The organism is Bradyrhizobium sp. TM233 (genome assembly GCF_036247965.1).
Lineage (GTDB): Bacteria > Pseudomonadota > Alphaproteobacteria > Rhizobiales > Xanthobacteraceae > Bradyrhizobium > Bradyrhizobium ottawaense.
The window spans coordinates 1-285 of record NZ_BTIG01000269.1; the positions used below are offsets into that span (position 1 = coordinate 1).

The 285-nt window shown below is 47.7% G+C and carries 1 protein-coding gene; it reads right to left on the reverse strand.

Going from position 1 to position 285, the window contains the following annotated elements:
* Nucleotides 1-239, reverse strand: a 239-nt coding sequence (locus tag AABA86_RS34330) for a hypothetical protein (RefSeq protein WP_338309900.1), incomplete at its 3' end; no start/stop codon positions are given.
* Nucleotides 240-285: the final 46 nt, after the last annotated feature.

A 285-nucleotide genomic window follows, 5' to 3' on the forward strand; every position in this document is an offset into this window, starting at 1 on the left:
TTCTGAGCAGCGTGAGGATCTGGAGTGGAAGCAGAAGCAGCAGGAGTAAAAACTACGGGTGCAAGTGCTTGGCATCTAAGAGCTTCAGCCTCAGCTTCAAGTCGTTCTGTCTCTAATCTGGCTTGTTCAGCCTGAGCTGCTGCTTGACGTGCAGCTTCTTCTGCTTGTTCTTTCTTTCTTTTGGCTTCTTCAATAGCTTCAAGTAGCTTATGTCTCTGTTCTTGTTCATGAAGAGCCACCCTTCTAGCAAACCTTTGCTTTGCAGTCTCGATCCTCTGACTTCCC